General features: G+C 59.1%; 24 protein-coding genes. 9 read left to right on the top strand and 15 right to left on the bottom strand.

The window, feature by feature from the left end; genetic code table 11:
* Positions 1 to 69: 69 nt before the first annotated feature.
* The 12 genes from BS627_RS17290 to sppA all read right to left on the bottom strand — a co-directional run bounded on the left by BS627_RS17290 (position 70) and on the right by sppA (position 15,374).
* Complete coding sequence (locus BS627_RS17290; protein WP_077984418.1) at positions 70 to 474, bottom strand: VOC family protein; 405 nt, start codon at positions 472 to 474, stop codon at positions 70 to 72.
* A complete protein-coding gene (murJ, locus tag BS627_RS17285) occupies positions 474 to 2,063 on the bottom strand; it encodes a murein biosynthesis integral membrane protein MurJ (RefSeq protein WP_077984417.1) in 1,590 nt (529 codons plus the stop codon). The genes BS627_RS17290 and murJ overlap by 1 nt, the downstream gene beginning before the upstream one ends.
* A gap of 4 nt (positions 2,064 to 2,067) precedes the next feature.
* Complete coding sequence (locus tag BS627_RS17280; protein WP_077984416.1) at positions 2,068 to 4,896, bottom strand: [protein-PII] uridylyltransferase; 2,829 nt, start codon at positions 4,894 to 4,896, stop codon at positions 2,068 to 2,070.
* A 96-nt stretch (positions 4,897 to 4,992) separates the two neighbouring features.
* Positions 4,993 to 7,644, bottom strand: a complete 2,652-nt coding sequence (gene mutS, locus BS627_RS17275; RefSeq protein WP_077984473.1) for a DNA mismatch repair protein MutS — start codon at positions 7,642 to 7,644, stop codon at positions 4,993 to 4,995.
* 189 nt (positions 7,645 to 7,833) lie between these two features.
* Positions 7,834 to 8,715, bottom strand: coding sequence for a l-ornithine N(alpha)-acyltransferase (gene olsB, locus BS627_RS17270; protein WP_077984415.1), 882 nt, complete (start codon positions 8,713 to 8,715; stop codon positions 7,834 to 7,836).
* 94 nt (positions 8,716 to 8,809) lie between these two features.
* Complete coding sequence (locus BS627_RS17265) at positions 8,810 to 11,056, bottom strand: hybrid sensor histidine kinase/response regulator (RefSeq protein ID WP_077984414.1); 2,247 nt, start codon at positions 11,054 to 11,056, stop codon at positions 8,810 to 8,812.
* Between the two features lie 55 nt (positions 11,057 to 11,111).
* Positions 11,112 to 11,600, bottom strand: coding sequence for a signal peptidase II (lspA, locus tag BS627_RS17260; RefSeq protein ID WP_077984413.1), 489 nt, complete (start codon positions 11,598 to 11,600; stop codon positions 11,112 to 11,114).
* Complete coding sequence (locus tag BS627_RS17255; protein ID WP_077984412.1) at positions 11,600 to 12,460, bottom strand: TrmH family RNA methyltransferase; 861 nt, start codon at positions 12,458 to 12,460, stop codon at positions 11,600 to 11,602. The genes lspA and BS627_RS17255 overlap by 1 nt, the downstream gene beginning before the upstream one ends.
* Complete coding sequence (locus tag BS627_RS17250) at positions 12,457 to 13,590, bottom strand: class I SAM-dependent methyltransferase (RefSeq protein WP_089153264.1); 1,134 nt, start codon at positions 13,588 to 13,590, stop codon at positions 12,457 to 12,459. Before BS627_RS17250 ends, BS627_RS17255 begins: the two co-directional genes overlap by 4 nt.
* Before the next feature lie 93 nt (positions 13,591 to 13,683).
* Entirely contained in the window at positions 13,684 to 14,025 is a 342-nt protein-coding gene (locus tag BS627_RS17245) for a LapA family protein (protein WP_162520623.1), read from the bottom strand.
* 66 nt (positions 14,026 to 14,091) lie between these two features.
* Positions 14,092 to 14,418: an integration host factor subunit beta gene (locus tag BS627_RS17240; protein ID WP_219256707.1), complete on the bottom strand. Its 327-nt coding sequence runs from the start codon at positions 14,416 to 14,418 to the stop codon at positions 14,092 to 14,094.
* Between the two features lie 2 nt (positions 14,419 to 14,420).
* Positions 14,421 to 15,374, bottom strand: a complete 954-nt coding sequence (gene sppA / locus BS627_RS17235; protein ID WP_077984410.1) for a signal peptide peptidase SppA — start codon at positions 15,372 to 15,374, stop codon at positions 14,421 to 14,423.
* Positions 15,375 to 15,608: 234 nt separating this feature from the next.
* On the opposite strand from sppA, the gene lptC reads away from it, so the two are divergent.
* The 6 genes from lptC to ptsN all read left to right on the top strand — a co-directional run bounded on the left by lptC (position 15,609) and on the right by ptsN (position 20,839).
* A complete protein-coding gene (gene lptC / locus BS627_RS17230; RefSeq protein WP_077984409.1) occupies positions 15,609 to 16,274 on the top strand; it encodes an LPS export ABC transporter periplasmic protein LptC in 666 nt (221 codons plus the stop codon).
* Between the two features lie 13 nt (positions 16,275 to 16,287).
* A complete protein-coding gene (locus BS627_RS17225) occupies positions 16,288 to 16,851 on the top strand; it encodes an LptA/OstA family protein (protein WP_077984408.1) in 564 nt (187 codons plus the stop codon).
* 33 nt (positions 16,852 to 16,884) lie between these two features.
* Positions 16,885 to 17,670: an LPS export ABC transporter ATP-binding protein gene (gene lptB / locus BS627_RS17220; protein ID WP_420836199.1), complete on the top strand. Its 786-nt coding sequence runs from the start codon at positions 16,885 to 16,887 to the stop codon at positions 17,668 to 17,670.
* 265 nt (positions 17,671 to 17,935) lie between these two features.
* Positions 17,936 to 19,486, top strand: a complete 1,551-nt coding sequence (gene rpoN, locus BS627_RS17215; protein WP_077984406.1) for an RNA polymerase factor sigma-54 — start codon at positions 17,936 to 17,938, stop codon at positions 19,484 to 19,486.
* Positions 19,487 to 19,721: 235 nt separating this feature from the next.
* On the top strand, positions 19,722 to 20,294 hold the full coding sequence (hpf, locus tag BS627_RS17210) for a ribosome hibernation-promoting factor, HPF/YfiA family (protein WP_077984405.1): 573 nt from the start codon (positions 19,722 to 19,724) through the stop codon (positions 20,292 to 20,294).
* A gap of 83 nt (positions 20,295 to 20,377) precedes the next feature.
* The gene (gene ptsN, locus BS627_RS17205) at positions 20,378 to 20,839 is read left to right on the top strand and encodes a PTS IIA-like nitrogen regulatory protein PtsN (RefSeq protein WP_003503792.1); all 462 of its coding nucleotides are present in this window, start codon (positions 20,378 to 20,380) and stop codon (positions 20,837 to 20,839) included.
* An 80-nt stretch (positions 20,840 to 20,919) separates the two neighbouring features.
* Here ptsN and grpE read toward each other — a convergent pair whose 3' ends face one another.
* Together grpE and hrcA are read right to left on the bottom strand one after the other, a co-directional pair.
* Positions 20,920 to 21,555 (bottom strand): nucleotide exchange factor GrpE, encoded by a 636-nt coding sequence (gene grpE / locus BS627_RS17200; RefSeq protein ID WP_077984404.1) that lies wholly within the window; start codon positions 21,553 to 21,555, stop codon positions 20,920 to 20,922.
* A gap of 114 nt (positions 21,556 to 21,669) precedes the next feature.
* Positions 21,670 to 22,761, bottom strand: coding sequence for a heat-inducible transcriptional repressor HrcA (gene hrcA / locus BS627_RS17195; RefSeq protein WP_077984403.1), 1,092 nt, complete (start codon positions 22,759 to 22,761; stop codon positions 21,670 to 21,672).
* Between the two features lie 135 nt (positions 22,762 to 22,896).
* On the opposite strand from hrcA, the gene rph reads away from it, so the two are divergent.
* From rph to hemW, 3 genes are read left to right on the top strand one after another with little or no spacing between them, the layout of a single operon-like run.
* Positions 22,897 to 23,613, top strand: coding sequence for a ribonuclease PH (gene rph, locus BS627_RS17190; RefSeq protein ID WP_003503798.1), 717 nt, complete (start codon positions 22,897 to 22,899; stop codon positions 23,611 to 23,613).
* A gap of 17 nt (positions 23,614 to 23,630) precedes the next feature.
* Positions 23,631 to 24,275, top strand: a complete 645-nt coding sequence (rdgB, locus tag BS627_RS17185; RefSeq protein ID WP_077984402.1) for an RdgB/HAM1 family non-canonical purine NTP pyrophosphatase — start codon at positions 23,631 to 23,633, stop codon at positions 24,273 to 24,275.
* Positions 24,276 to 24,280: 5 nt separating this feature from the next.
* Positions 24,281 to 25,480 carry a radical SAM family heme chaperone HemW gene (gene hemW / locus BS627_RS17180; RefSeq protein ID WP_077984471.1) on the top strand — a complete coding sequence of 400 codons (1,200 nt, stop codon included), beginning with the start codon at positions 24,281 to 24,283 and terminating at the stop codon, positions 25,478 to 25,480.
* On the opposite strand, the gene BS627_RS24725 is transcribed toward hemW, so the two are convergent.
* Positions 25,433 to 25,621 (bottom strand): hypothetical protein (locus tag BS627_RS24725; RefSeq protein WP_205635504.1); only part of this gene is annotated, 189 nt, incomplete at its 5' end. The genes hemW and BS627_RS24725 overlap by 48 nt on opposite strands.

The following is a 25,621-nucleotide window of genomic DNA, read 5'->3' as shown; positions in this document are numbered from 1 at the left end:
CCCATGGTTGGAATTGCACGCGCGCTTATGCACCCGCAGCCCCCAGCAATCAAGCGGTTTCAGGGCATGTCAGCCGCGCGGTTCCAGAAGATCCCAGCGATTTCCATAAGGATCGGCAAAGACCGCAACGGAGCCGTAAATCTCATGGCGCGGCTCTTCCAGAAAGCGCACACCGCGCGCAATCATGGTTTCATAGTCACGTGCAAAATCGTCGGTATGCAGGAAAAATCCGACGCGCCCGCCGGTCTGGTTGCCGATAGCAAGCGTCTGCGGCTCACCATCCGCCTCGGCAAGCAGGAGGCCGCCGCCCTCGGTTCCTTGTGGCTTCACCACCAGCCATCTTTTGCCGTCGCCAAGCGGCTGATCGGAAAGGCACTCAAATCCGAGAACGTCGCAATAAAACGCCTTCGCCCGATCGTAATCGTCCACGACAAGCGTGACGAGCGCGATGCGGCGGTTCGCGGCAAAGCACATCAGCCCGCCTCCGTCTCGATGTTCTTCTTGCCGCGCTTGCGGATGGCTCGTTTGACCATGCCGATATCGGCGCCGCCGGAAACGAAAGCGAGCACGAAATAAACCAGCATGGCCGCGAAGACGAGAGCCATGATGGTACCTGCCCGCACGAAAATGGACGAAGCGGAAGACAATTCGAAAGTCAAATAGGTCAGCGCATAGTGCACGAAACCGGCCATCAAGGCCGCAGCCAGCAGCAGGCGTGGAATACGGGTGAGCAGTGGAATATCCACCTGCCAGTGACCGCGCCACAAAAGCATGCCGAACAGCAGGGTGGCATTGACCCAGCCGGCGGTGATTTCGGCAATGGCTATGCCCGGGCCTCCAAGCCGCGGAAACAGTGTCAGCGCCAGGGAAACGTTCACGACGACGGAAATCGCCGCGAAGATCATCGGTGTGCGCGTATCCTCGCGGGCGAAGAAGCCCGGAATGAAGGCCTTGATCAGTACGAAAGCCGGCAGGCCCAGACCGTAAATGCCAAGGATTTGCGCGACGGTGACGGTGGCCGAAGGCGAGAAGTTGCCGCGCTCGTAAAGAAAACGAACGATAGGTTCCGCCATTACCAAAAGGGCGGCAGCAGCGGGCAATGTCAGAAACAGTACGAATTCGACCGAGCGGTTCTGCAGGCTTCCCGCCTCCACCATGTGCCTGCCGCGCAACGCCCGCGCCAGTTCCGGCAGAAGCACGGTGGCCACCGCGATGCCGACGACACCGAGCGGCAGCTGGTAAATCCGGTCGGCATAGGCAAGCGAGGAGATCACGCCTTCGCCGGCCGATGCGATATTGGTGTTGATCAAAAGATTGATCTGGGTGATGCCGCCGGTGATGGCTGCCGGCAGGGCCAGAACCAGAAGGCGCTGCACGTTCTTCGTCAGCCGCGGCCTGCGGAAACCGATGCGCATGCCGGCATTGCGCACGGCGATCCAGACGATGGCGAGTTGCACCAGACCCGCCGCCATCACGCCCCACGAGAGCGCATAACCCACCTGCAAAGGATCGTAATTCTTCCACCATGCCAAGGCGAGCACGCCGATGAGGATGATGTTGAGAAAGACAGGGGCGATCGCGGCCGCGAAATAACGGTGCAGCGAGTTCAACATGCCGCCCATCATCGCCGCCAAAGACATGCAGGCGAGATAAGGAAACATGATGGTGGCGAGATGAACGGTGTTTTCGAATTTCACCGGGTCTTCCAGAAAGCCCGGCGCAATAACGGTGCGCACGATGAACGGCATCGACAATTCCATCAGAATTGTCAGGGCCAGAAGCACGGTGAACAGAACGCCGAAGACCTCTTCGGAAAAACGTCTTGCGCCCTCCATGCCGTTCGCCTCGATCTCCTTGGCGAAAAGCGGCACGAAAGCCGAGTTGAACGCACCTTCGGCAAAAAGCCGCCGAAAGGTGTTGGGAAACCGGAACGCGGCGTTGAAGGCGTCGGCCACAGGCCCCGTGCCGACGGCGGCGGCCATCAGGGTTTCGCGCAGGAAGCCGAAAATGCGGCTGCCGAGCGTGGCGGTGCCAACGGTGGCGAACTTGCCGATCAGGCTCATGATATCAAGCCTTCGCCGTGCGCGCGGCCGGCAGAGCCGCCACGTCTGGATGGGCGATGATGCCGTTCGGCATGCGGTCGCGCAATTCGTCTTCCTGCTCGCTCATCACAGCCTTCAAGCGCTGCGCAATGCTGGCCTGCCGATTATCATTCGTCACCTTCTGGCCGAAGAGGTCAGTCACATAAAAGGTGTCGATGACCTTTTCGCCGAAGGTAGTGATGCGGGCAGAGTGAATATCGAGCGACAGATCGGCGATAACGGCCGTCATATCCGCCAGAAGCCCCGGTCGGTCGAGGCACTCGACCTCGATGACAGTGAATTTATTCGAAAGCCCGTTGGAAATGATGACCGACGGCGGAATGGTGAAAGCGCTCTTCTTCTTGCGGCTTTTGGTGCGCGTGGCGATCATTTCCGGGAGGCGCTGCTTGCCGGACAGGACCTCCTCGATGAGCTTACCGATATTATTGCCGCGCCGTGTCTCGTCCTCATCGATCGGAAATTCGCGATTGATGAGGATCGTATCCAGCGCCCGCCCGTCGGAAGTCGTGAAGATTTGCGCATCGGCGATGTTTGCGCCCGCCGCCGCGCAGGCGCCGGTGATGATGGATAGCAGGCGCGGATGGTCCGGCGCCAGCACGGTAATCTCCGTAATGGCATGGAAGGAGTGGGTGCGCACCATGGTCGACAGCGCTTTTTCCTGCTTGTCAGCCTCGCGGATGAAGCGAGTGTGGCGCACCTGGTCTTCCAGCGCCACTGTCAGCAGATAGGGCTCATAGTGCAGCTTGGTGTATTTGCGCCGCGCCTTCTGCCCCCAATCCTCAAGGGCGTCGTATAGCGCCTGCCGGGCGATCTGCGCGCGCTCCTTGCGGGAAACTTCCGAGAACCCGCCTGACAGCAGCAGTTCGGTTTCGTAATAGAGCGAACGCAGCAGCTGCCCCTTCCAGCCGTTCCAGACGCCCGGGCCGACGGCGCGAATATCGCAGACCGTCAGAATGAGCAACATCTTCAGCCGCTCCATGGATTGCACCTTGTCGGCGAAATCGGTGATGGTCTTGCGGTCGTGCAGGTCGCGCGTCTGGGCGACCATGGACATCAAAAGATGCTGCTCGATCAGCCAGACAACCGTTTCGGTCTGTTTGCCGGTGAGGCGGAAACGCTGGCAGAGCTTGCGGGCGACGCGGGCACCGGCAATCGAATGATCCTCCTGCCGGCCCTTCGCCACATCGTGCAGCAGCACGGCCACATAAAGCGCCTCGCGTTCCTCGACGCTTGGCATCAACTGGTTGGCGAGCGGATGGGCGTCAATGGCCGTTCCCTTGTCCACTTCCGACAGAACGCCGACAGAGCGGATCAGATGCTCATCCACCGTGTAATGATGATACATGTTGAACTGCATCATCGCGACGATCTTGCCGAATTCGGGGATGAACTTGCCGAGAACGCCGGCCTCGTTCATGCGGCGCAGGGTCAGCGCCGGATCGCGCCGGGACGTCAGGATCGACAGGAAAAGCCGGTTTGCCTCTTCGTTTTCCCTCAACTCGTCATTGATGAGCGACAGTGAGCGCGTGACGACACGAAGCGCGTCGGGATGCAGTTCGAGATTGTTGATATCGGCAATGTGGAACAGCCGGATCAGATTGACCCGGTCGTTCTTGAAGACATCCGGTTTGGCCAGCGCGATGCGGCCGCGATCCTCAACAAACTCCACCGACCCGGGAATCTTGCGCACACGGTGGGCAAAACGGCTGAGGACGCCGGAAAGACCGGGCACGTCCTTCGCCTGCCGGTCTTCAAGTGCGGCGCAGACGATACGAGTCAGGTCTCCGACGTCCTTCGCCACGAGGAAATAGTGCTTCATGAAGCGTTCGACAGCGGAAAGGCCGGGGCGCGACTGATAACCCAGCGCATCGGCAATCTCGCGTTGAATGTCGAACGACAATCGCTCCTCGGCCTTGTTGGTGATGAAATGCATCTGGCAGCGAACCGCCCAGAGAAAATCATCGGCCTTTTCGAACAGCTTCAGTTCTGATCTCGACAGGACGCCGAGCTTCACCAGATCGGCCGTATCGCGAACGTGGTAATAATATTTGGCGATCCAGAACAGCGTGTGCAGGTCGCGCAACCCGCCCTTGCCTTCCTTGACGTTCGGCTCCACCAGATAACGCGTATCGCCCGCCTTGCGGTGGCGCTGGTCGCGCTCGGCGAGCTTTGCGGCGATGAATTCCGGACCGGTGCCGGTAACGACTTCCGACTCGAAGCGTTTTTCCAGATCGTCGGTCAGGGATTTTTTGCCGCAGATCGCCCGCACTTCCAGAATGGCGGTGCGGATCGTCATATCTGATTTGGAGAGGCGGATGCATTCATCCACCGTGCGGGTGGCGTGTCCGACCTTGAAACCGAGATCCCACAGCAGATAGAGCACGAACTCCACGGCTTTGTGCATATCCGGCGTATTCTTGGCCGGCAGCAGGAACAGAAGGTCGATGTCCGATCCCGGCGCCAGCGTGCCGCGACCGTAACCGCCGACCGCAGCGACGGCAATGTGCGGCGCATCTTTCGGATAGACATATTGGCACGCGAGATCATAGAGGATTTCGATCAGCCGATCCTGAAGCCAGGAGAGGCGTCTGGCGCAATCGATGCCGCTGCCATCGGCTTTCAGCAGATTTCTGGCCTTTTCCCGACCTTCCGTACTGGCCCTGCGAAAGATCGGCAGCAGATCGGAGCGAATATCGGCAATACGTTTGCCATCTTCCCTGAAGATGATGTCGCATTCGCGCTTGAGCGCCGATACATCGAGAATGTCGGAAAAATCCAGGTCCTTGATGGCCATCTATGCCGGTATCCATGTCCTGTGGGAAATCCCACCACTTGCGATGGGAGTGTCCTATAGCGAGTTTTAAAGGCGATGGACAGGCAATCTATCCCTTCAAGCCTTGCCAAGTTCTTTCTTCAACGCATAGAGCGCGTCCAATGCCTCACGCGGCGTCATTTCGTCAGGGTTGAACCCCTTCAGAGCGTCCTCCACCTTTGATGCGCCAGTCTTGCGGCTTTCCTCGCGGCGAACCGCGATCTGGAACAGCGGCAGATCGTCGATCAGCTGGCTAGCCGGGTTCTTGCGGTCGGCATCTTCGAGCTTCGTCAGCACCTCGCGGGCGCGCTCCACAACCGATGCAGGCAGGCCCGCAAGCCGCGCCACCTGAATGCCATAGGAACGATCCGCAGCCCCCGGTCCAACCTCGTGCAGGAAGATGACGTCGCCTTCCCACTCCTTCACCCGCATCGTGGCATTGGAAAGGCGGCCAAGTTTTTCCGACAGCACCGTCAATTCGTGGAAATGGGTGGCGAAGAGACCACGGCAGCGATTGACCTCGTGCAGATGCTCCACCGCAGCCCAGGCGATGGAAAGACCGTCAAAGGTCGCCGTGCCGCGGCCGATCTCGTCCAGAATGACCAGCGAACGATCCGTCGCCTGATTGAGAATGGCGGCGGTTTCCACCATTTCCACCATGAAGGTCGATCGGCCGCGCGCCAGATCGTCCGATGCGCCGACACGCGAGAAAAGGCGATCCACGACGCCGATATGAGCAGCTTCCGCCGGCACGAAAGACCCGATCTGCGCGAGGATGGCTATCAGGGCATTCTGGCGCAGGAAGGTCGATTTACCGCCCATGTTGGGACCGGTGAGCAGCCAGATGGCACCGTTTTTGCCGTTATTGACGGCCGACAGATCGCAATTATTGGCAATAAACGGTCCGGCGGATTGGCGCCGCAAGGCCTGCTCCACCACGGGATGGCGCCCGCCCTTGATGGAAAAGGTCATGGAGGCATCGACGATCGGGCGGCAATAGGCCTGTTCGGTGGCGAGATAGGCAAGGCTCGAGGCGACATCGATCACCGCAAGCGCCAGCGCACCGGCCTTGATCGCTTCCGCCTGTTGCACAACAGCCTTGACCATGCGCTCGAAGGCTTCCAGTTCCATGGTCAAAGCCTGCGCAGCGGCGTTGGCAATGCGGCTTTCGAGATCCGCAAGCTCGGTGGTGGTGAAACGCATGGCGCCGGCCATGGTCTGGCGGTGGATAAAGCGCGCCTTGGCCTCATCCGTCGTCGTCATCACATCGGCATTGCCCGCCGTGACCTCAATGAAATAACCCAGCACATTGTTATGCTTGATTTTGAGCGACTTGATGCCGGTCTCATCGGCGTATCTCAGCTGCAGCCCGGCGATCACACGACGTGACTGGTCTCGCAGCGCCCGTACCTCATCGAGTTCGGAATTAGCGCCTTCGCGCAGAAATCCGCCATCACGCTTCAGAAGCGGAAGTTCATCGGCCAGCATCGAGCCGAGCATGGCTTCCAGACCACCCGGCAGGGCTTTCAAATCCGCGAGCGCCGCGGCAAGCTCATCCGGCAACAATCCCTGATCGAGAATGGCCGCGATCTTTTCTGCCGAAGCAAGGCCTTGCCTGATGGCGCCGAGGTCGCGCGGGCCGCCACGCTCCAGCGCAAGACGGGAAAGCGCACGCGGCATGTCCGCCACCTGTTTCAGCGCATCGCGCAGGCCGTCGCAAAGGGAGACGTCATCGATGAGATAGGCGACCGCATCGAGACGGGCATTGATCCTTTCCGGATCGGTCAAGGGAGACATCAGCCGTTCGGCCAGAAGCCGAGCACCGCCGCCCGTCACGGTGCGGTTGAGGGCATGCAGGAGCGATCCGTCCCTTTCGCCTGACAGCGTCTTCACAAGTTCCAGATTGGCGCGGGTGGCGGGATCGATGAAAAGCGTGGAGGCCGCGCTTTCGCGTTCCGGCGCGCCGAGTGGCGGGCGTTCGGCAATCTGGGTTTTTTCGACATAAGCGACGGCAGCGGCGGCGGCCGCCAGTTCCACGCGCGAAAAAGTGCCGAAACCATCAAGCGTCGAGACATTGAAATAGCGCGCAATGCGCCCTTCCGCCGTGGCGCTGTCAAAGAGGATCGCCGGCTGCGGCACCGCGACCCGGCCCAGCACATCGAAAACCGGCCGCAGCTCTTCATCATGGAACAGGCTATCGGCGACGATCAGCTCGCGCGGATCGATGCGCCAGATATCGGCCAGAAGCCGGGTCAGCGTGGTTTCCGCCAGACGGAAGACGCCGGTGGAAATGTCGATCCAGGCGAGCGCGAACTGCGCCTCCGCACTACCCCGAATACGGGCCAGCGCCATCAGATAGTTGGATTCCGTCGGCGATAACAGTTTTTCTTCGGTCAGCGTGCCGGGCGTGACAAGTCGCACCACATCACGTTTGACCACCGATTTCGAGCCGCGCTTCTTCGCTTCCGCCGGGTCTTCCACCTGTTCGCACACGGCGACACGATAACCGCGCAGGATGAGTTTCTGGAGATAGTCATCCGCCGCATGGACGGGGACACCGCACATCGGGATATCATGACCCATATGCTGGCCGCGTTTCGTCAGCGTGATGCCGAGAGCGCGGGAAGCCTCCACCGCATCGTCGAAGAACAATTCGTAAAAATCGCCCATGCGGTAGAACAGCAGCGAACCGGGATTGTTCGCCTTGATCTCGATATATTGCTCCATCATCGGAGTGGCCGTCGCGCGGCTCTCTTCCGAGATCAGGGAAGCGGTTGTCAGAACGTCCGTCAATGGCCTGCCGATGTCATATCGTGTTGCGGAAAAGAGCGCCGACACTAGCGGCTTTGCCCGCACCAACACAACACACACGGCACCGCTGCCCACAGGAACATCCTGAAGGTCTCGATCAAAACCCGGTCAGCCGTTGATGCGTTCGGCCTCACCGCCATAATAGCTGATGTAACGGCCGGCGATGGACGAAACCGGCAGGACCACGAGCACATCCGTGGTGTTGAAGGCATGATCCACGACCGCGCCGGAGCCGAACATGGCGCCGAGACGCATATAGCCCTTGATCAGCGGCGGCATGGCGTTCAGCGCCTTGCGGGCGTTTAGCGCCTCTGCCGGCACGAGGTCCATCTCACGATAAAGCTCGGGAAGGGCGAAAGCTTCCCACTCGCCTTTGGCCAGACAATTATGGTGCAGGAAAGACAAAGCAAGCGCGTGGGCTTCCGGCTGCACGCCGGGAAAGGAGGCGCAACCGATCATGGCATCCATGCGGTGTTTGACGGCATAGGCCCAGTTGCCCTGCCACAGAAGTTCCACGGTGCGCTTGGTGCGATATTCCGGCAGCACGCAGGAACGGCCAAGCTCCATGAAGCGCTTGCCGGGATGGCGCGCGACGAGACCGGCAATATCGAATTCGCTGGCGGAATAAAAACCGTTATTGGCAAGCGCGATTTCCTGCCGCAGCAGGCGATAGGTGCCGACGATCTGGTCCTCACTATCGCCTTCAATCGCCTTGTCGAGCACGAGAAGATGGTCGCAGACGCTGTCCCACGCATCGATGTCGCGCTCGCGGCGCATCGCTTCCGCGGGAAGCCGCGCCTTCATTTCCTCGACGAAAACCCGATAACGCACGGATTGCGCGGCATCGATTTCGCGTTCATTTCTGGCGAGCCGCGTTTCCAGCGTGCCTATGCGGCCGAAAAGACCCTCATTGTCCTGAGTTGTCTCGGGACGGGGGCTAATGACAACATTGTTTTCACAAATGTCGTGATTGAGGATTTCGGCAACCATGGGGAATCGCTCCGCCACCAAACAATTTTCCTGTCATAAATCACTAATTGACGACAGAATAGTGACAAAACGCCGCCAGTGCGAGTCTGTCAAGTTATGACAGCGACAGCCGTTTCACCCCCACCAGGCGGCGAATTTCCTCAATCAGCCGTCGCGGATCGGCAGGCTTGGCCAAAACCGCGCCGACACCAGCCTTCAGCAGGATTTCGGCGGTTGCGTCACTCGCATCTGCGCTGAGCACGATGACGGGAATATTTCTTTCGCCCTTCAGCGTATGGAGAAGTTCGGGAAGAACATTGAGCCCCTCGCCGCCCGGCATGTTGAGATCGGACACGATGAGATCGGGGAGGCGGGATGCCCCCGGCTCTACAGATTGCCGCAACGCTTCAAAGTCCTCGACAGCGCGGACGATGTAGCCGCCTTTTTCCAGAACGACGCGAATGATGCGCTGATTGACGGCATCATCTTCGGCAACGAGTATCTCGATACCGCTCCCCCCTTCCGTCACCCGCGAAGAAAAACCCACATCCGGGTGGTTGTCGTTTATGGCGTCGCGCCGCTCAATGCCGCGCAGACGACCGCACAGGACGTCGATCAGGGATTTTTCCCGCAACGGCCGAATCAACCAGGCATCGAAGGCCACATGCATGGTCGACGGCCGCTCTTCGGGGCTGACCAACAGCGTGCGGCGGACATTCTGCTGCGGCCAATCTTTCAGGGCATCCCTGAACAGCGGCGAACTGCGCTGGTCGACGATGATATCGGTAAGCTCGACCGGCCGCGTGGCAGAACCCTTCCTCAGTTCTTCCAAATCCTCAGGCTGATGAATGAGCGTGCATCGACCGCCGAAAGCCTCGATCGCCTCCATCGTCACCGCCGCCGCCACGCCTTTTGGTGCGATGAGCAGGACATTTGTATGCCGCAGACAATGACGCCGTCCTGGATCCGCCATTTCGGCAGGGGCGCCCGCCGGGCGAAACGCCAGTTTGAAAGTACTGCCCTTGCCCTTGCGGCTCGAGACCGTGAGACGGCCGCCGAATTCCCGCACGATACGGGCGGAGATCGCAAGTCCGAGGCCCGTACCGGCGCTTCGTTGCGACAAAGGGCCTGCCTGTTCGAATTCCCCGAAAATACGGGTCTGTTCCGCCCGGCTCATGCCTGGGCCGGTATCTTCGACGGTGATGTGCAACTCGTCGTCGGACATGCGCGCCCGGATGACGACGCCGCCTTCCTGCGTGAATTTGACGGCATTGCCGAGGAGATTGAAGAGGACCTGACGTAGCCTCGCCGGATCAAAATCGAGATGATCAGGCACATTCGGCGCGACGAAAGAGGTGATCTCTATGCCTTTTTCATGGGCGCGATGGGCCAGCATCTCGACGATGCTCTCGATCAGCCGGCGCAGGTTTTCCGCGCGCGGATTGAGCCTGAAGCGGCCGGCCTCCATGGTCGAATAATCCAGAAGATCCTCGACAAGCTGCACCAGCGACTGGCCGGATTGGCGCATGCCATCGAGATAATTTCGCTGCTCTTCGTTGAGCCTCGTCTTCGACAGAAGATGGTTCATGCCCAGCATACCGGAAAGCGGCAGGCGGATTTCATGGCTTACCGTTGCAAGCAGCCGCGCTTTTTCAGCATCGGCCTGTTCGGCGCGCAGCCTGGCGTCTTCCCTTTCGGCCAGCGCAAGCCGCTCCTCGGTCACATCCCGGGCAATGCTGCTGATGAGAAGACGGCTGCTTGCCAGATCGCGGGTCACGACATCATGCCAGGAAAAGATGCGCTGGCCGAACGGGGTCGCGATCTCCACATCATAGGCATGGATCTTGTCGCCCGGACGGAAAGCGATGCCGATTTCCTCGCAGCTGAGCCCTTCGGGCGCGGCGCAGCCGGTGATTTCCCGAAAGACCCCGTTCGCCTCGACAATGCGCCGGTTCATGTCGCGGACCACGACGATATCACCCATGAATTCCTGCATTTCGGCAATCAGCGAGCGGTTTTGCGCTTGTCTCAGCCGGAGATCGGATCCTTCATCCAGCGCAGGGGGATGCCGGGAAGGTTCGCCGAAGAGCGCGTAGAGCAGGACGCCGACGAGCACGGCGCCAAACAAGGTCGCCAGCGCGACGGTAACCGCGTAAGGCATGGCAAGCGCAATCAAGGCGGCGGAAAAAGCCCCGAGCGATAACGACACGGCGACATAGAATGCGATCGATCTGGCATCGGGCGCATGTTCTTCATCCGCATGGCGCGTTATTGCCTCGACACGATCCGCCGGCTGCGCCGCCGTCGCGGCCAGGCCCAGCTCATCTGAAACTTTTTGACGAAGTCTTGTCAGTTTGCTCATAGGCAACCGCTACCACGGCAGCGGTTTTGATATGTTTGGCTGAAACCCTAAAATTTTACTTTTTAGCCGTCCGGGCGTGCAAAAACTCGTCGAGAATGACGCAGGCTGCGCCGATGGTTATGAAACTGTCAGCCAGATTGAAGACTGCGAAAGACCATGTCTGCGTGTGGAACAGGATATAGTCGATGACATGGCCGTAAAAAAAACGGTCGAGCAGATTGCCGGCAGCACCTGCGATGATGAAGGCGAAACCGAGATGGGCAAAGGTACGGTCCTCCGCCGTCTTTCGCCACAGCCACAAGACGAAGACCACGATGACGAGCCGCATGCTGACGATGAACCAGCCGTGCATGTCCTCCAGCATCGAAAAGGCCACGCCGAGATTGTAGGTGCGATAAAGCGCCAGGAACGGGACAACGGGAACCATCTCCTGCAGCGGCAGATAGGCTTCGACCAGCTGCTTGACGATCTGGTCCAGCACCAGCGCGGCGGCGATCAACGCGAAAGCCGGGCCGATTTTCGAGAACAATGCCGCTTTGGCCATTACGTCACCGGTGCGAGTTGGAGGAGATGTCGCCGCGCCTCAAACAGCATGACGGCGGTTGCGATGGCGAGATTGAGGCTGTCGGCGCGGCCCTGCTGGGGAATGCGCGCCAACTGGTCGGCCTTGCCGGCGAGTTCCGGCGGCAGGCCGGATTGTTCGTTGCCCATCAAGAGCACGACCGGCTTTCCGGCGTAGTCGATCTTTCGATAGTCCACCGAACCGGCCAGATGGGTGGCTACGACGCTGACCTGCGCCGATTTTTTCCAGGACAGGAATTCCTCGGCCGAAGCGCGGGCGACGGGCGTGGCGAAGACCGACCCCATGGTGGCGCGCACCGTTTCCAGCGAAAACGGATCGGTGCAGTCGCCGACAAGAATGACGCCCGAAGCACCCGCCGCATCGGCAGTGCGGATGATGGTGCCCAGATTGCCGGGATCGCGAACCCGGTCGAGCGCGATGTAGGTCTCGCCCTTTTCCGGGCGGATCTCCTTCAGCGGTTTCCATTTCTGTTCAAAAATACCGACGACCATCTGCGGATTGTCGCGGCGGGTGATCGAGGCGATTACCTTTTCACTGACTTCGAGAACCAGTCCGCCCGACGCGACCGTTTTGACCGCCGCCTGCTCCACCAGCGGCTTGCCCTTGGCGGCCTTTGCGTAAACCAGCGTCTTGATCGTCCAGCCCAGTTCGAGCGCGTCAATGACCAGCTTCAGGCCTTCTGCCATGAAGGTGCCGGTCTCTTCCCTACCCTTTTTCTGTGTGAGCGCCTTGATGTCCTTGATGATGGGATTGGCAAGGCTGGTCACTTCCTTGACCTGGCCAACCCGGCGCGTGGTATTTTCGCGCATATCTTTCATCATTTCGGCTCCCAGCGGCTGAACAGCGATGTCGACAGCACACGGCCCGGCGTCTTGCCATCAAGCCCGGCCTCGCGAATGACGAGCTCGCCGGACGCGACGACACCGCCGGCGCCGCGCATGGTTTCACGCATCAGCTCATGCATCGAATAGAAGCTGGCCCTGATCGAATAGGCCGTCAGCACAAGGCCGAGCGCCTTGGGCGACAGGATTTCGCGGCAGATATCCAGCATCAGCGGCAGATGGTCGAATAATTGCCAGACCTCGCCATGGGTGCCGCGGCCGAATTTCGGCGGGTCGGTGAGGATGATGTCGTAGCTGCTGCCCCGGCGTTCCTCACGCTGGATGAACTTCATCGCGTCTTCACAAATCCAGCGGATCGGCGCCTGCTCGAGCCCGGCAAGCGCCTGATTTTCCTTGGCCCAGCCAATCGCCTTCTTGGAAGCATCGACATGGGTGACTTCAGCGCCTGCGGCCGCCGCGACCAGCGACGCGACGCCGGTATAACCGAAGAGGTTCAGCACTTTCAGCGGGCGATCGGCCGTTTCGACGGCATGTTTCAGCCATTCCCAATGCACGATCTGTTCCGGAAAGACGCCGACATGACGAAAGGCCGTGAAGCGGCCGAGAAATTCGATACCAAGCAGGGAAAGGGGCCAGGTTTCGCCGAGCGCCGCCTTCGGGAAGCGCCAGCGGCCCATGCCATCCTCATCCGTATCGCCGGTAAAGACAGCATCGGCATTCTGCCATACGCGGTCCGGGATCGAAGGCTTCCAGAGAGCCTGCGCCTCGGGGCGAACGATGCGGTAATCGCCATATTGTTCGAGCTTCAGGCCGTTACCGCTGTCGATCAGGTGAAAATCACCCGCGCCGCTCGATTCCAGAATGACAGGAACCTGTTCCGCTGGCAGTTCACCGGTGCGATGCTTGAGGGGCCGCGCGGGCACCTGTTCAACGGCCGCCACCGGAATGGCCTTTTCCCTTGGCGCAGGTTTCGGCACGCTACGGACTGCGTCCGGCTCGCGCTTCTTCGGCGCCGTATCCGTGCGCCGCGCCGGCTTTGCGGCATGGACCTGTTTTTTTTCGCTCCCGGCACGCGCACGATTGCCCGGCCGGCTATCTTTTTTCTTCAATGGAAATCTTTCCGCTTCTGCCCGCGTCTTATTGCGCCAGCAAATAGCATTCCGCACGCCGCTCGACTAGAGCCGCAGCGACTGTCGGCACCATCACTTTGCCGGGAGTTGTCCCGCATGCGGCAGTTGCCCTGTGGTGGCCGCCTTCTGGCGGTTCGCCTCATCGTGCCAGCGAACGGCCTCTTTTGCTTCGATACGGGCACGTTTGCGATGTTTGCCCTGCGCAAACCATGTGGCCGCCGAGCCCATGAGAACGCCAAAAATGACCGCCAGAAACAGGAAAACAAAAAACGGCGCGGTGAAGGACAGAACGCCGTCTTCCGGCCGGAACGGATTGAGCGCCAGGGTTACCGACTGACGATTGGCCACGCAAAGGATGACGAGGATGATCGCCAGTGGAAGCAGGATGATGAGGTTGATGATTTTTTTCGACATCCGACAATACTCCATCGCTGCGGGCGTTTCGCAGGCTCCTCTTCAGTCGCCCGGCGTCAAGAACGATCAATCGTCCTCTTCGTCGCCCATACCCGGGTTCAGGCGCTCGCGCAGTTCCTTGCCCGTTTTAAAGAAAGGCACCCATTTTTCCTCGACGAAAACCGACTCACCCGTACGCGGGTTCCGGCCCGAGCGGGACGGACGGTTCTTCACCGAAAATGCGCCGAAACCACGAAGTTCGACACGATTTCCTGCCGCCAGGGCATCGGTGATTTCATCCAGCACCGCATTGACGATGTTTTCCACGTCGCGGTGATAAAGGTGCGGGTTACGCGCAGCAACGATCTGCACCAGTTCAGACTTGATCACGGTTGCCCCCTGAAAGAATTGGATTTTTAACGCGGCTCAACCTGCCAAACGGAAACAAGACCGTCAAGAAACAACTTGTCCGCACCGAGCTGGCTGGGGCCTGCGAAGGGAATTAAATCATCATATCCCAGAAGTTTCGCTATTTGCGCAACACTAAAAAGCGCAAAAGGCGAACGGGACGATGGCGCGCGCCATTCGACGATCGGTAAATCCTTGGCAACACCGCGTGTCTCGAAATAGCTGCGAATTTCCTTTTCGCCGCCGAGCGTATCGACGAGCTTGTTGGCAAGCGCCTGCCGGCCGGTGTAAATTGAACCGTCCGCCAGTTTCAGCACGTCCTCGCGCGGCAATTTGCGACGGTCGGCAACGAGATCGACAAACCAGCCGTAGCTGTCCATCACCATGGCGCGGATCATGGTCTTTGCCTCTTCGGGCGCCTCATGGAAAGGCGAAGGCTCGGCCTTCATCGGTGACGACTTGATTTCCTGCAGCGAGACGCCGAGCTTGTCCATCAGCTGGCCGATCTGGGGGTATTGGAAAATCACCCCGATCGAGCCGGTGATCGAGGTTTCACCGGCAATGATGACATCGCCTGCCGATGCGATCATATAACCGGCGGAAGCGGCAAGCGTGCGGACATCGGACACAACCGGCTTCTTTTCGGCCACACCTCTGATAGCCTTGAAGATGCGCTCCCCGCCATAGGTGGTGCCGCCTGGCGAGGAAATCGACACGATCAGCCCTTTGACATTCTCGCTCCTTGCGATCTTGTCGAGCCGCTCGAGCAGTTCGCTATTGTCGGTGATCAGGCCGGAAACCTCGACGCGGGCAATATGAGGCTTCGCACTTTGCTGCGGTCCATCCCATGAAAACCGGTAAAGACCGAAAGCGCCGGCGACAAGCAGCAGAACGGCGGCAATCCGCCAGAAACTCAGCTTGCGGCGCAACCGCCTGCGATCCGCTATCGCCATGTTGTCCATAAAAACCCCTGTCATCCGCTTTTGCGCTTCAGGCCATATGGTTCTTCTAACGCGAAGCCGCAAGGAAACAATAAGGAAACCAGAATTAAGATAAAATTCGCATTTCCCTTGCACCTATCCAGACAAAAACCATATTGGCAGGACAAAGCACACATGCCAAAGACATTTAGATAGAGACACAAGCTTCGATGATGCGCCATTATGGCGCCCTAGAGGCATTCCGGACCCGCTCTTATGCTCGAAAGACTCCGCGAACCCGCGCCAGCATTTTCGCTGCGCAATGACCAGAACGGCGCCTATGACACCGCGCTGCGGCATTCCACGCGCGTGAAGCGGCTGAAGATCATTCTGCCGCTCGGCGCGGCAATCATTTCGCTCGCCTTCATCGCGGTTTCGGTTATCCGAACCTGGGCCCCCGACGAGGTCTCTCTTGAGAGCGCACGAATTGAAGACGGCAAGATCGTGATGGAAAAGCCTGCTGTCGCCGGTCGCAACGAGAAGGGGATCGATTATTCCATGAACGCCGACCGTGCGTTGCAGGACATCGCCAACCCCAATCTCATGACGCTTGAAAAGGTTCTGGCGGCAGTGCCGGTAAACGACAGTGTTGCGCAGGTGATCGCCCAGGAAGGCATTTTCGACCGGGCGACCAACACGCTGAAGATGACTGCGCCTTTTGACATCAATCTCAGCAATGGCATACAAGCGAAGTTCCAGTCTGCGGATGTCGATCTGAAGGCCGGAAAAATGAGCAGCAAAGAGCCGGTTTCGATCAAAACAAACGACGGCTCGATTGTTGCGCAATCGATTGACATCGCCGATAATGGCAAAACAATTACATTTTCGGGGCAGGTACGGGCACGTATCGCTGCATCCAATATCAAGAATGAAGGCAAGTGAGAGCCCGGTCCAGATGATGCAAATTTCCCGTCCCGTTTCCCTCGGCAAATCCGCCGGCCTTGCAGCCGCAGGTCTTGTTCTTTCGTGTCTTGCAACTGTGGCCTTCGCCCAGAACACCACCAGCAACATGCAGGGCGTCAAACTCTCCGGTGACCAGCCTATCGCGATTGAAAGCGATCAGCTCGAGATTCGCGATCAGGAGCGCAAGGCCTATTTCACCGGCAATGTGAAAGTGGTGCAGGGAACGACCACCCTTCAGGCTGGCAAGATGACGGTGAATTACAAGGGCGAGGGTTCTTCGCTCACCAGCGGCGACGCCAATATCGAAAAAATCTTCGTCGACAATAATGTCTATCTGACGTCCGAGACCCAGAAAGCCACGGCCGACCACGGTGAATTCGACATGGCGGCGCAGACCTTCATTCTGACGGGCAAGCAGGTCGTGCTGTCTGAAGGTACGAATGTCTTCACCGGCTGCAAGCTGACCGTGCTGATGAATACGGGGCAGGCCAAGCTGGAAAGCTGCGGCGGCCCTGTTCGGATCATGCTTGATCCGAAATCCCAGAAAAAACAGTAGTCTTTCCTCGTGAAGATACCCTCGATCTCAAAGATATTCGGCGGCGGGCGCGATCGATCCGCGGACGCAGCCTCGCCGGTGGACAAGACCCCCTATCAGGGCACGCTGATCGCGCATGGCCTGACGAAGACCTATAATACGCGCCGCGTCGTCAACGGGGTTTCGCTGGTCGTGCGCCGTGGCGAAGCCGTGGGTCTGCTCGGCCCGAACGGCGCCGGAAAAACCACCTGTTTTTATATGATAACGGGCCTGGTGCCCGTCGATACCGGCAAGATCGCCATCAACGGCAATGATGTCACCACCATGCCGATGTACAGGCGCGCCCGTCTCGGCGTCGGTTACCTGCCGCAGGAAGCTTCGATCTTCCGGGGATTGACGGTCGAGGAAAACATCCGCGCCGTACTGGAAGTGCATGAGCCGGACGCTGACAAGCGCAACCGCAAGCTCGATGAGCTGCTGGAAGAGTTTCATATCGCGCAACTGCGGAAATCGCCGGCCGTGGCGCTTTCGGGCGGCGAGCGGCGGCGTCTGGAGATTGCCCGCGCGCTCGCGACCGATCCGACCTTCATGCTGCTGGATGAACCCTTCGCGGGCGTCGATCCGATTTCGGTCAGCGATATCCAGAATCTGGTGCGGCACCTGACAGCGCGTGGCATCGGCGTTCTCGTGACTGACCACAATGTCCGTGAAACGCTCGGCCTCATCGACCGCGCATACATCATCCATGCCGGCGAAGTGCTGACGCATGGGCGTCCGGACGATATCGTCAACAATCCGGATGTGCGCCGGCTCTATCTCGGCAATAATTTCAGCCTTTGAGACCTGGAGCCGGACGGCGAAGCCTGTGTGCGGTTTTGCTTGAAATCCGGCTCTAATTATATGATCTATATCATGATTTAGGATTTCAGGTCGTTTCGGCTTTAAATCATCATGATCGGCACGCGAAAGATTCTTCATCGCGCCCGGCCCTGACGCTTGACCAAACAAAATAAAAAAGCAATTTTTGGGCCAAGTCCTGTCGTCTCAGTAAAATTTCTGGAAAATCAGACGATGGAGAAGCTGTAAGGGGAGTTTCGCGTCCGCCATGGCATTGTCTGCCAGCCTTTTGCTGCGTCAAAACCAGTCTCTCGTGATGACACCGCAACTGATGCAGTCCATCCAGCTGCTTCAGATGACGCATTTCGAGCTGACGCAGTTCATCGCGCAGGAGGTAGAGCGCAATCCGCTGCTGGAAATTGCGGCAAACGATGGCGATTTAAGCAGCGATACACCTGTAGACGCGGAAAGTTTTGGCGACGCCGATAGCGAAAGTTCGGAGAGATCCGCCACGGTGACGTCAGACAGTGACGACTGGTACGGCGACCGCGCCGCAAATCTCGGCGAGCAACTTGACACCAGCTTTGAAAACGTCTTTCCCGACGATGCCGAGCCCAGAAAGGCCGATGCGCCCGAACTGGCCGGCCAATGGAAATCCATGCCCGGCCAGGAGTCGGGAGAAAGTTACGATCTCGACGATTTCGTTGCGGCCAGACAGAGCCTCGGCGACCATCTCAATCAGCAACTGCCGCTCGCCATATCCGCCGCCGAGGACCGGATGATCGCCGATGCGCTGATCGGCCAGCTTGACGAGACCGGCTATATTGCGGCGGATGCCGTCGACGACGTCGCCGAACGGCTGGGGGCGGCTCCATCGGCGGTCGAATACGTTCTGAAGACGCTTCAGGGCTTCGACCCACCGGGTGTATTTTCCCGTTCCTTAAGCGAGTGTCTGTCGATCCAGCTTGCCCAGAAGGATCGGCTCGACCCGGCCATGCGGGCTTTCGTCGACAATCTGGAACTTCTGGCGAAACGCGACTTCGCCTCCTTGAAAAAAATCTGCGGCGTCGATGAGGAAGATCTCCTCGACATGCTGGCGGAAATCCGCACGCTCAATCCCCGCCCCGGCGCCGGTTACGATTCAATGGTTTCGGAGACCATCGTTCCCGATATTATCGTTCGCCCCTCCTCCACCGGCGGCTGGCTGGTGGAAATCAATCCAGAGACCCTGCCGCGCGTGCTCATCAACCAGAGTTACTTCGCCGAGGTGTCGAAACATAAGGCGCGCGCGGGCGAGGATCAGGATTTTCTGGCCGAATGCATGCAAACGGCCCATTGGCTGACCCGCAGCCTCGACCAGCGCGCCCGGACGATCATGAAGGTGGCGACGGAAATCGTTCGCCAGCAGGATGCCTTCCTCGTCAATGGTGTCGACCAGCTGCGCCCGCTGAACCTCAAGACGGTGGCCGACGCCATCAAGATGCATGAATCCACCGTCAGCCGGGTGACAACAAAAAAATACATGCTGACGCCGCGCGGGCTGTTCGAACTGAAATATTTCTTCAGCGTCTCGATCAGCGCCGTGGAAGGCGGAGACAGCCATTCGGCGGAAGCGGTGCGTCACCGCATCAAGGCCATGATCGCGCAGGAAGCCGCCGAGGCGGTTCTTTCAGACGATGATATCGTCGACAACCTGAAAAAGAGCGGCGTCGATATCGCCCGGCGCACCGTCGCCAAATATCGGGAGGCGATGAACATCCCCTCCTCCGTGCAGAGGCGTCGGGAAAAGAAGGCGTTGGCCAAGCTGGCTGTATTCTGAGCGGTAGCCACGAACAACGTTTATGGCGGTTTTTTGCCGCACCATTGACTCTTGCCACGGCAGCGGCTAGAAGCCCGCCGCACACGTCAGCAAGGTCATTTGTAACGGATTCATCTCCACCGTCCATGGGCGTAAAATTCGAATGAGGGCTTTTTAAGGTCTTCGAAACGCTTGGATGCGCGCGCGGCTTGACGTAAGCTGGTACTCGCAAATCACTACAAAAAGGAAAATTTCCATGAGTGTGCGTGTATCTGGTAAACATATGGAGATCGGTGAATCTTTCCGGCAGCGGATTGAGGACAATATAGGTCTGGCGGTTACCAAATACTTCGATGGGGGGTATTCAGGCCAGGTAACCGTGGAGAAATCCGGATCGCGTTTTGCCGCCGATTGCAAGCTGCATCTCGATACCGGCGTTGTATTGCACGCGGCGGGTCAGGCAAATGATCCGCAGGCGAGCTTCGATGCCGCCGCAGAGCGGATCGAGAAGCGCCTGCGCCGCTACAAGCGCAAGCTTAAGGATCACCATAATGGCGCCAATGGCATGTCGCAGGAGATCGCCTATACGGTGATGGATGCTGTTCCCGATGAGGACCATGAGGTTCCTGACGATTACGCACCCACCATCGTTGCGGAGAGTTCCAAACAGATTAAGACGATGTCCGTCGCCAGCGCCGTGATGGCGCTCGACATGACGGACGAACCGGTTCTGCTGTTCCGCAGCCCGGGCAAGGAATATCTCAACATCGTTTACCGGCGTCATGACGGCAATATTGGCTGGATCGACGCGGAAACGATCAAGAGCTGAACAGTCTGACAAGACGTGGGAGGCAGGGCGCGAAAGTGCAGTCTGCCTCCTGCATCGTCTCGATGGCATGAAGGAAAAAGAGAATGGCGTTGGCAGATTTGCTGCAACAAGATGCGATTATTCCCGCCCTCAAGGTGAATTCCAAAAAGCAGTTGCTTCAGGAGCTGGCCGCAAAGGCAGCCAGAATTACCGGAGTCTCGGAACGGGAAGTTTTCGACGTCATCCTCCAGCGTGAGAAACTCGGCTCCACCGGTGTGGGCCACGGTATCGCCATTCCGCATGGCAAGCTCAACAGCATCCATCAGATCACCGGCGTCTTCGCACGTCTTGAAACACCGGTCGATTTCGAAGCGCTGGACGACCAACCGGTCGACCTGGTTTTCCTGCTGCTCGCGCCCGAGGGCGCCGGCGCGGATCATCTGAAGGCCTTGTCCAGAATCGCACGCGCCCTGCGCGACCCTGAACTGGTCGCCAAACTGCGCGCTACCGATTCCGACACGGCAATCTACGCTTTCCTCAATCAGGAGCAAGCAACAGCGGCCTGATCGCGGGTTCCGCCTTAGTTTTAACGGCAATAAAAAACGCGCCCTGAAGGCGCGTTTTTTATGACGTAAGGACAGAAGCCTTACGCGTCCTTTTCATTGAGAGACGAAGTGCCCGGCTCAGAGGATGCTGCAACGTCCGCCTTCGGGCCGCCCTTGGCAACGCCGACCATCGCCGGACGCAGGACGCGATCGCCTATGGTGAAACCAGCCTGAACCACCTGCAACACGGTGTTGTTTGGAACCTTAGTGTTGGGAATCTCAAACATGGCCTGATGGAAATTCGGATCGAATTTCTGGCCCTCGGCATCGATCTTCTTCACACCGTGGCGTTCCAGCGTCGACAGCATCGAGCGTTCGGTCATCTCGACACCTTCGATCAGACCGTTGAGACCGGCTTCGCCGTTGGTCTTTAGCTCATCGGGAATGGCTTCGAGCGCGCGGCGAAGATTATCGGAAACGGCGAGCATGTCGCGTGCGAAACCGGCCAGGGAATAGGCCTTGGCATCCTTGACATCGCGCTCGGTGCGACGGCGAAGATTGTCCATCTCGGCCGCAAGGCGAAGGAATTTATCGCGCAGATCGGCGTTCTCAGCCTTGAGCAGCTCGACCGGATCGGGTTCTGCCGTTTCGGCCTGTTCTTCACCTACCAGGGCAGGATCGACAAACTCTTCCGCGACGTCCGCGTCAGGTCCGGGCTTTTTTGTATCGTCGGTCATGACGTTCTCCAGATTTGAATATTGTTGGTTGCGCCCGATATCGAGCTTTGACGGGCAAAAATCAAGGCTTGCGGCGAAAAGCTTGCCGCATTCTGTGACCTTTGCGGGCCTGTCCTATCTTTGCTTGCGGGAAAGGCGCGCCATGATCTGCGCGGTATAATCCACCATCGGCACGATACGGGCGTAATTCAGCCGGGTCGGGCCGATAACGCCGACCGCGCCCACGACACGATTGTCCTCGTCACGATAGGGCGCGACGATCAGCGACGAACCGGACAGCGAAAACAACTTGTTTTCCGAGCCGATGAAAATCCTGACGCCTGAGCCGCTTTCCGCAAGGTTGAGGATTTCGATGAGATTTTCCTTGCGCTCCAGATCGTCGAACAGCAGGCGCACCCGATCGATATCCTCTTCACCGGCGAGGCCTTCGAGCAGGTTGGAGCGACCGCGAACGATGAGACGGCCGAGCTTCCCCTCTTCATTGTCTCCCGCCCACACCGCAAGACCACGTTCCACGAGGTCCTGCGCCAATATGCCGAGTTCCGATTGCAGTTCCGCCTGCTGCGTCTGAAACTGACCGCGCAATTCATGCAGCGTCTGACCGGAGAGATGAGCATTGATGAAATTCGCAGCCTCGGTCAATTGCGACGAGGAAATACCGGCCGGCAATTCGATAATGCGGTTTTCGACCTGATTGTGGTCACCCACCAGCACTGCGAGCGCCTTGGTGGGCTCCAGCCTTATGAATTCCACATGTTTGAGGATGACATCGTTCTTGGCGGTCAGCACCAGGCCGGCGCCACGCGACATGCCGGAAAGCATGCGGCTTGCTTCCGTCAGCAACCCTTCCAGCGACTGTTCGTGACCGGCGACCGGCCCGATCTGGCGGTCGATACTAGCCCTCTCCTCGGCGGGCAGATCGCCCACCTGCATGAAGGCATCAACAAAGAAGCGCAATCCCGTCTGCGTGGGCAAACGCCCGGCGCTGATATGCGGCGAATAAATGAGGCCGAGCTCCTCGAGATCGCTCATGACATTGCGCACGGAGGCAGGCGAAAGCGACATCGGCAGAAGTCGCGACAGGCTGCGCGATCCGAGCGGTTCGCCCGTATCGAGGTAACCTTCGACGATGCGCCGGAAAATTTCCCGAGACCGCTCATCCAGCAGCGATGCGTGATCTTGTGATAGCGGTGCGGAAAAACCCATTTCGTCCGTTCTTTGTCGTTCAAACCAGCTTGCATCAATATAATGCGTTGCAACGCCGCGGCAAAATGGAAATTGGCTTTGCAAAAGCCCGGACCTCGCCTTAGAAGGCAGGGACCAACATGGAGAGTGGATCATATGCGGCCTTCAGGCAGAAAAACCGACCAGATGCGCAAGGTTTCCTTCGAACGCAATTTCTCGAAACATGCCGAAGGCTCCTGTCTCGTGAAATTCGGCGACACGCATGTGCTCGTCACCGCAAGCCTTGAAGAAAAGACGCCACCGTGGCTCCGCAACAGCGGCAAGGGCTGGGTCACCGCCGAATATGGCATGCTGCCGCGCTCCACCCATGAACGCATGAAGCGCGAGGCCGCTTCCGGCAAGCAGGGCGGACGCACACAGGAAATCCAACGCCTCATCGGCCGCTCGCTGCGCGCCGTCGTCGACCTGCAGGCGCTCGGCGAGCGCCAGATCAGCATCGACTGCGACGTCATCCAGGCCGATGGCGGCACCCGCACCGCCTCCATTACCGGCGCATGGATTGCCCTGCATGACTGCCTGAAATGGATGGAAACCCGCAACATGATCAAGGTCGAGAAAGTTCTGAAGGACCATATCGCCGCGATCTCCTGCGGCATCTTCGCCAACCAGCCGGTGATCGATCTCGACTATCTCGAAGATTCCTCGGCCGAAACCGATGCCAATTTCGTCATCACCGGCTCGGGCGGTATCGTCGAGGTTCAGGGAACGGCCGAAGGCGCGCCTTTCTCCGAGGAAGAATTCCTGACGCTGCTCGGTCTCGCCAAGGCCGGTTGCAGCGAACTGGTCGCCCTTCAGAAACAGGCGATCGCCTGAGCCGACGGGAAAGAACCATGCGCAAGCTCGATACCAGAACGATCATTGTCGCCAGCCATAACAAGGGCAAGATCGCCGAAATCGCCGATCTGATCGGCCCTTTCGGTTTCTCCGCCAAATCTGCGGCGGAGCTGAACTTCTCAGAACCGGACGAGACGGGCACCACCTTCGAGGAAAATGCCGCCATCAAGGCGCTTGCCTCCGCGAAGGCATCAGGCCTGCCCGCCTTGTCCGACGATTCCGGTCTTGTTATCGACGCGCTTGACGGTGCGCCGGGTGTCTATACCGCCAATTGGGCGGAGACGGCCGATGGGACGCGCGATTTCGCCATGGCGATGCAGAAGGTCGAGGATGCGCTGGCCGAGCGAGGAGCTTCGGAGCCGGAGGATCGCACCGGCCGCTTCGTCAGCGTGCTGTGTCTCGCCTGGCCGGACGGGCATGTCGAATATTTCCGTGGCGAGGTGGAAGGCACTGTTGTGTGGCCGCCGCGCGGAACGAGCGGTTTCGGTTATGATCCCATCTTTAAACCCGAGGGATATGAGACCACATTCGGCGAAATGAGCGCGGATGAGAAACATGGCTGGAAACATGGCGACGCCTTTGCATTGTCGCACCGCGCCCGCGCCTTCAAGAAATTCGTAGAAACCTGCCTGGAGGCATGAACCCGATGGTCGGGGAGCACCAACTTTCTGCCCCCGGCGCATCGCTTCTGCCGGATACGGGCGATCCCGGCTTCGGGATTTATCTGCATTGGCCCTTCTGCGCGGCCAAGTGCCCTTATTGCGACTTTAACAGCCATGTCCGCCACCGGCCGGTGGATCAGGAACGGTTTACGGCGGCTTTCCTGCGTGAAATGGAACATATGCGGACGCTGAGCGGCCCGCGCGTCGTCACCAGCATTTTCATGGGCGGTGGTACGCCCTCGCTGATGGACCCGCAGACTGTCGGCGCGCTGCTGGATGGCGTGGCGCGGTTCTGGCATGTGCCTGATGGTATCGAGATCACCATGGAAGCCAATCCTTCCAGCGTCGAGGCGGAGCGTTTTCGCGGTTACCGCGCGGCGGGCGTCAATCGCGTCTCGCTCGGCGTGCAGGCGCTGAACGACCGCGACCTGAAGTTCCTTGGCCGCCTGCATGATGTTGCCGATGCCTTGAAAGCCATCCGGCTGGCGCGGGAGATTTTTCCGCGCATGTCCTTCGATCTCATCTATGCCCGCCCGAACCAGACGGTGGCCGAATGGGATGCCGAGCTGAAGGAGGCCGTCTCCTACGCCGTCGATCATCTGTCGCTCTATCAGCTGACCATCGAAGAAGGCACTCCCTTTTATGGCCTGCACAAGGCCGGCAAGCTCATCGTGCCCGACGGCGAGCATTCCGCCGTGCTTTATGAGGCGACGCAGGAAATCACCGAGCGTTACGGCATGCCCGCCTATGAGGTTTCCAATCATGCCCGGCCCGGCGCCGAAAGCCGCCATAACCTGACCTACTGGCGCTATGGCGATTACGCCGGCATCGGCCCCGGTGCGCATGGACGCCTGACGCGTGGCGCTTCCAAGCTCGCCACCGCGACTGAACGCCACCCCGAAACCTGGCTCGAAACCGTCGAACGGGAAGGCCATGGCATGGTCGATCAGGAACTGCTTGGCGTCGACGAACAGGCCGACGAATTGCTACTGATGGGGCTTCGCCTGCGCGAGGGCATCGACCTCGCACGCTGGAGCGATCTTTCCGGCCGCGACCTTGACCCGGAAAAGGAAGAGTTTCTTCTCCAGCACGGTTTCGTGGAGAGGATCGGCAATTCCCGCCTGCGCTGCACACCATCAGGCATGCTCATTCTCGATGCCGTGGTGGCCGATCTCGCCTGCTGACGCTCGCAATGCCCTGCATAAACCATAGACAGGACGACAATAAAAAAGCGGCCCGAAGGCCGCTTCAGACCGCTGACAAACCCGTCGATATTTTCGGCGGGTTTTTTCTTTTTCGGGATGATGACGTTTTGTTGTGGTCTT

It is taken from the genome of Agrobacterium salinitolerans (genome assembly GCF_002008225.1).
Classification (GTDB): Bacteria; Pseudomonadota; Alphaproteobacteria; order Rhizobiales; family Rhizobiaceae; genus Agrobacterium; species Agrobacterium salinitolerans.
This window is presented reverse-complemented; position numbering and strand designations above follow the sequence as displayed.

What these genes read in the sequence shown, in the direction of transcription:
- BS627_RS17290 (WP_077984418.1), bottom strand. Translation starts at nt 474, where the DNA reads ATGTGCTTTGCCGCGAACCGCCGCATCGCGCTCGTCACGCTTGTCGTG.
- murJ (WP_077984417.1), bottom strand. Translation starts at nt 2,063, where the DNA reads ATGAGCCTGATCGGCAAGTTCGCCACCGTTGGCACCGCCACGCTCGGC.
- BS627_RS17280 (WP_077984416.1), bottom strand. Translation starts at nt 4,896, where the DNA reads ATGGCCATCAAGGACCTGGATTTTTCCGACATTCTCGATGTATCGGCG.
- mutS (WP_077984473.1), bottom strand. Translation starts at nt 7,644, where the DNA reads ATGATGGAGCAATATATCGAGATCAAGGCGAACAATCCCGGTTCGCTG.
- olsB (WP_077984415.1), bottom strand. Translation starts at nt 8,715, where the DNA reads ATGGTTGCCGAAATCCTCAATCACGACATTTGTGAAAACAATGTTGTC.
- BS627_RS17265 (WP_077984414.1), bottom strand. Translation starts at nt 11,056, where the DNA reads ATGAGCAAACTGACAAGACTTCGTCAAAAAGTTTCAGATGAGCTGGGC.
- lspA (WP_077984413.1), bottom strand. Translation starts at nt 11,600, where the DNA reads ATGGCCAAAGCGGCATTGTTCTCGAAAATCGGCCCGGCTTTCGCGTTG.
- BS627_RS17255 (WP_077984412.1), bottom strand. Translation starts at nt 12,460, where the DNA reads ATGATGAAAGATATGCGCGAAAATACCACGCGCCGGGTTGGCCAGGTC.
- BS627_RS17245 (WP_162520623.1), bottom strand. Translation starts at nt 14,025, where the DNA reads ATGTCGAAAAAAATCATCAACCTCATCATCCTGCTTCCACTGGCGATC.
- sppA (WP_077984410.1), bottom strand. Translation starts at nt 15,374, where the DNA reads ATGGACAACATGGCGATAGCGGATCGCAGGCGGTTGCGCCGCAAGCTG.
- lptC (WP_077984409.1), top strand. Translation starts at nt 15,609, where the DNA reads ATGCTCGAAAGACTCCGCGAACCCGCGCCAGCATTTTCGCTGCGCAAT.
- BS627_RS17225 (WP_077984408.1), top strand. Translation starts at nt 16,288, where the DNA reads ATGATGCAAATTTCCCGTCCCGTTTCCCTCGGCAAATCCGCCGGCCTT.
- rpoN (WP_077984406.1), top strand. Translation starts at nt 17,936, where the DNA reads ATGGCATTGTCTGCCAGCCTTTTGCTGCGTCAAAACCAGTCTCTCGTG.
- hpf (WP_077984405.1), top strand. Translation starts at nt 19,722, where the DNA reads ATGAGTGTGCGTGTATCTGGTAAACATATGGAGATCGGTGAATCTTTC.
- ptsN (WP_003503792.1), top strand. Translation starts at nt 20,378, where the DNA reads ATGGCGTTGGCAGATTTGCTGCAACAAGATGCGATTATTCCCGCCCTC.
- grpE (WP_077984404.1), bottom strand. Translation starts at nt 21,555, where the DNA reads ATGACCGACGATACAAAAAAGCCCGGACCTGACGCGGACGTCGCGGAA.
- hrcA (WP_077984403.1), bottom strand. Translation starts at nt 22,761, where the DNA reads ATGGGTTTTTCCGCACCGCTATCACAAGATCACGCATCGCTGCTGGAT.
- rph (WP_003503798.1), top strand. Translation starts at nt 22,897, where the DNA reads ATGCGGCCTTCAGGCAGAAAAACCGACCAGATGCGCAAGGTTTCCTTC.
- rdgB (WP_077984402.1), top strand. Translation starts at nt 23,631, where the DNA reads ATGCGCAAGCTCGATACCAGAACGATCATTGTCGCCAGCCATAACAAG.
- hemW (WP_077984471.1), top strand. Translation starts at nt 24,281, where the DNA reads ATGGTCGGGGAGCACCAACTTTCTGCCCCCGGCGCATCGCTTCTGCCG.